Annotated in this window: 6 protein-coding genes and 1 pseudogene; 1 reads left to right on the top strand and 6 read right to left on the bottom strand. The window is 57.7% G+C overall.

The window, feature by feature from the left end; all coding sequences use genetic code 11:
- Both BG52_RS11295 and BG52_RS11290 read right to left on the bottom strand, forming a co-directional pair.
- Nucleotides 1-656, bottom strand: a 656-nt coding sequence (locus BG52_RS11295) for a DAK2 domain-containing protein (protein ID WP_223298994.1), incomplete at its 3' end; no start/stop codon positions are given.
- An 11-nt stretch (nucleotides 657-667) separates the two neighbouring features.
- Nucleotides 668-1,027, bottom strand: coding sequence for an Asp23/Gls24 family envelope stress response protein (locus tag BG52_RS11290; protein WP_036580659.1), 360 nt, complete (start codon nucleotides 1,025-1,027; stop codon nucleotides 668-670).
- A gap of 378 nt (nucleotides 1,028-1,405) precedes the next feature.
- Here BG52_RS11290 and rpmB point away from each other — a divergent pair, with 378 nt between their 5' ends.
- Nucleotides 1,406-1,594, top strand: coding sequence for a 50S ribosomal protein L28 (gene rpmB / locus BG52_RS11285; RefSeq protein WP_036580655.1), 189 nt, complete (start codon nucleotides 1,406-1,408; stop codon nucleotides 1,592-1,594).
- A gap of 112 nt (nucleotides 1,595-1,706) precedes the next feature.
- Here rpmB and spoVM read toward each other — a convergent pair whose 3' ends face one another.
- The 4 genes and pseudogenes from spoVM to BG52_RS11265 all read right to left on the bottom strand — a co-directional run.
- Entirely contained in the window at nucleotides 1,707-1,787 is an 81-nt protein-coding gene (gene spoVM, locus BG52_RS11280; protein ID WP_010345573.1) for a stage V sporulation protein SpoVM, read from the bottom strand.
- A 143-nt stretch (nucleotides 1,788-1,930) separates the two neighbouring features.
- Entirely contained in the window at nucleotides 1,931-2,575 is a 645-nt protein-coding gene (rpe, locus tag BG52_RS11275; protein ID WP_036580651.1) for a ribulose-phosphate 3-epimerase, read from the bottom strand.
- Between the two features lies 1 nt (nucleotide 2,576).
- Nucleotides 2,577-3,533 (bottom strand): ribosome small subunit-dependent GTPase A, encoded by a 957-nt coding sequence (gene rsgA, locus BG52_RS11270; RefSeq protein ID WP_036580649.1) that lies wholly within the window; start codon nucleotides 3,531-3,533, stop codon nucleotides 2,577-2,579.
- Nucleotides 3,530-3,860, bottom strand: a pseudogene (locus BG52_RS11265) (Stk1 family PASTA domain-containing Ser/Thr kinase); the annotation flags it as partial. The gene rsgA and the pseudogene BG52_RS11265, both read right to left, overlap by 4 nt.

The following is a 3,860-nucleotide window of genomic DNA, read 5'->3' as shown; positions in this document are numbered from 1 at the left end:
GCCGCCGAAGCCGGGGGCAGCGCATAATCCGCGCCTGCCGCGCCCGACAGAAATTGAACGAAGCCTTCATAGATGCAGACAAGCCCCTGACCGCCGGAGTCGACGACGCCGACCTGCTTCAGAACCGGAAGCATGTCCGGCGTCCGAAGAAGCGTCTCCTGCGCTTTGGCGAGCACCTCGTTCATCAGCGTTTCCACGTCGGGCGTACGCCGCGCGATATGTACCGCATGCTTCGCCGCTTCGCGGGCGACTGTCAGAATCGTGCCCTCCACCGGCTTGACGACCGACTTGTACGCCGTATCCACACCAAGCTGCAGCGCGGCCGCAAACTGAACAGGACCCGCTTCTTCCATGCCCGCCACGCTCCGCGAGAAGCCGCGGAACAGCTGGGACAGAATGACGCCAGAGTTGCCGCGAGCGCCCATCAGCAACCCTTTTGAAAGCGCTTCTGCCGCTTTACCCAAAGAGACGGACGGACGGCCTTGCAGCTCGTTCGCCCCCGATTTCATCGTTAAATTCATATTCGTTCCCGTATCGCCGTCAGGCACAGGAAATACATTCAAGGCGTTTATCCGCTCCGCGTTGCGCTCCAATACAGCCGCGCCGAGGATCGCCATTTGCATAAAATCCGTTCCGTTCAACAAGCGGTTACTCACCAGAGACCCCCCTACCGAGATACACGTACGCCTTGGACGAAAATATGGACATGATCCACATGCAGGCCTACCACATCATTCAGCACGTACTTGACCTTGGACTGAATATTGTGCGCCACTTCCGATATTTTGGTTCCATAGCTGACGATGATGTACAAGTCAATGTGCAGTTCTTCGTTTTCCCGGCGCACTTCAACGCCGCGCGAAAGATTTTCACGGCCGAGCAGTTCGGCGATCCCGTCCTTCAGTTGCTTGCGCGTGGCCATTCCGACTAGTCCAAAACACTCCATGGCGGCAGATCCGGCGATGACCGAGATGACATTGTCTGTAACAAATACGTTTCCTAGCTCCATGTTAAACTGCAACGGCATGGGTGCTCACTCCTTGCGTAAAGGTTGTTGGACTATCATAATTATAAGTTCCGTGCCTGAATAACTCAAATAAAATTAAGGGAATTCGGCGATTTTTCAACAAATTCTTTAATTTTCGTCTTTATACGTTCATTTTTTCCCGCAAGCGCAACCGTTGCGTGGGCTTTCCGACGTGCGCTCCGTCTTTTCGCCGTTTTGTCGGGTTCCGGCGGTACGGGCCAGACGAGCATGGACAGGCGGCGGCAGAGAGCGAAATTTGACGTAAAGTCGGTATGACGTAAAGTCGGTATGGCTTTTCGCCTTAGGCTGTGCTAAACTATTCGAGTGTGTGTTTCTATGTCCTGATTGAACGGAAGTTTTTTGAAGGAGGTGTATTTCATGTCTCGCAAATGTTTCGTAACGGGTAAAGCGCCCGGCAGTGGCAACCACGTTTCTCATGCCAACAACAAAAACCGCCGGACTTGGGGCGTTAACGTACAAAAGGTTCGCATCCTCGTAGACGGTAAGCCGAAACGCGTATGGGTCAGCACCCGTGCGTTGAAATCCGGGAAACTTACCCGCGTTTAATACGGTCTTCACGGCCCGTGAGAAAAAGCACCTGATGCCATCAGGTGCTTTTTTCGTTTCCAGGCTGCTGCAGGGCTCTGCGTAATCCCGATCGGCAGGCGGCCGGAGGCTGCTAGTTCTTCTGGAATGTATTTAAAATCGCTTTGACGAAACCACCCAAAAATTTCGGCAGCTTGATCGTGTAAAATTTCATGCTCCTTCCCTCCTTAGGCGCGCTCATCGGCATTTACGCGGTTCCACTCCAGTCTATACGCATACGACAAAAATGGTTACACGAGATCCGCACTCATGTAACCATCCTATGCATTGTCGATTTGTCCTATTCCCGCGCTGCTCTCATCGAAGCTCGGCGATCGCGGCGGCGCGGTCGGGGTGCGCGAATACGGCGTTCCCGGCAACGAGCACATCCGCTCCCGCTTCCTTAACCAGCGGCGCCGTTTCCTTGTTGATGCCGCCGTCCACCTGGATAAGGAAGCCGTCCAGGCCGCGCGCTTCAACCATGCGCCGAAGCTCCCGCAGCTTGGGAAGTACGGCCGGAATGAACGCCTGTCCGCCGAAACCCGGATTGACGGTCATGCACAGCACCAGATCAAGATCCTCCAGCACATGCTTGACGGCGTTAAGCGGAGTCGCGGGATTGAGCGCCACGCCGGCGGGAATCCCCTGCTCCTTAATCATATGGATCACGCGGTGCAAATGAACGCACGCCTCGGCGTGTACCGTGATCCGGTCCGCGCCGGCCCTCACGAAATCGGCGATATACCGTTCCGGCTCCTGAATCATCAGATGGACGTCGAACGGCAGCTTGGTAGCCTGCCGCACCGCGCCCATCACGACTGGTCCGAATGTGAGGTTCGGCACGAAATGCCCGTCCATGATGTCCACATGAATCCAATCGCCCCCGCTCCGGTCGGCGTCGGCAATCTCGTCGGCCAGCCGCCCGAAATCGGCGGATAGAATCGACGGTGCGATAATCGTCATGTCAGTACCTCCGCTTTTTCTCCTTCATTTCTCCCAAAAACTGCACATAATTGTCATAGCGGCTTTGCGCCACCTCACCCGCTGCCAAAGCGGCAGTTACGGCGCAGCCCGGCTCGTGAACATGGGTGCAGCCGCGGAACTTGCAATCCGGCAGGAGCGCCCGGAATTCGCGGAAGCAATAACCCAGCTCTTCGATCCCGAGCTCCTGGAAATCAAGCTGGCTGAAGCCCGGCGTGTCCGCCACATAGCCTCCGTCGCCGATCGCGATCAGCTCGCAGTGGCGCGTTGTATGCTTGCCCCGCCCAAGCCTGGCGCTGATAGCGTTCGTCTCCAGCGTCAGGCCGGGCACGAGCGCGTTTAGCAGCGAGGACTTCCCGACGCCCGATTGGCCGGCGAACACCGACCGGCGTCCGCGCAGGCGCTCGAGCAGCACGCCCGTTCCATCTCCCTTGCGCGAGCTGGTCACGACGATATCGTAGCCGATCGGCGCATAAATCCGCTTAACTTCCGCGAGCGCCGCTCTGGCCTCCGCCGATTCCTCCCGCGCCGTCTGTTCCGACTGTTCCGCCAGATCGCTTTTGCTGAGACAGAGCATCGGTTCCATCTCCGCATGCTCGATATGCGCCAGAAATTTGTCCAAAAGCTGCAGATTCAGCGCAGGCTCCGTGACGGAAAACACGAGTACGGCCAGCTCGATATTGGCGACAGGCGGGCGGACAAGCTCCGAGCTGCGCGGCAGCAGCTCTTCGACCGTGCCCTCGCCGGTCTCCGCGACACTGTAGATGACCTCGTCCCCCACGAGCGGGGTCAGCCCTTTTTTCTTGAATATGCCGCGAGCGCGGCATTGGATCGGGTCGCTGACCGAATCATTCCCACGCCCGTCGGGATAGACGTAATAATAACCGCTTAACGCTTTCACGATGGTTCCGGTGAGTGGCTCAGTCCTCCCGCTGCTCATGGTTGCCGCCCCCCGTTAACTCCGGATTGCGCCGATTGCTGAGCAGGCTGTTCGGCCGGCGGTTGATCCGCCGAAGGCTCGACGGGCTGTTCCTGCGTCATGCCCGGCACCGCCGCCGAATTGCCTGCGCCGCCGTTTTTCGCCTCGTCGTACGTAATCGGGAACGAATCGGTGAATTTACCGTCGCGGTAAACGGTAACGACCGCTTCCGTATTCGGCCCGAGCACGACCTCAACCGGGAACGACTGCGTATCCTTGATCGTTTTTTTGCCCCAATCGATCTTCTCGCCGCGGGCATCCGAATACTCGATCCGGATCTCGCTGGAC

It is taken from the genome of Paenibacillus darwinianus, assembly GCF_000598065.1.
GTDB classification, from domain to species: domain Bacteria; phylum Bacillota; class Bacilli; order Paenibacillales; family Paenibacillaceae; genus Paenibacillus_I; species Paenibacillus_I darwinianus.
The sequence above is the reverse complement of the archived record's forward strand: the minus strand, read 5'-3'. Positions and strand labels throughout refer to the sequence as shown.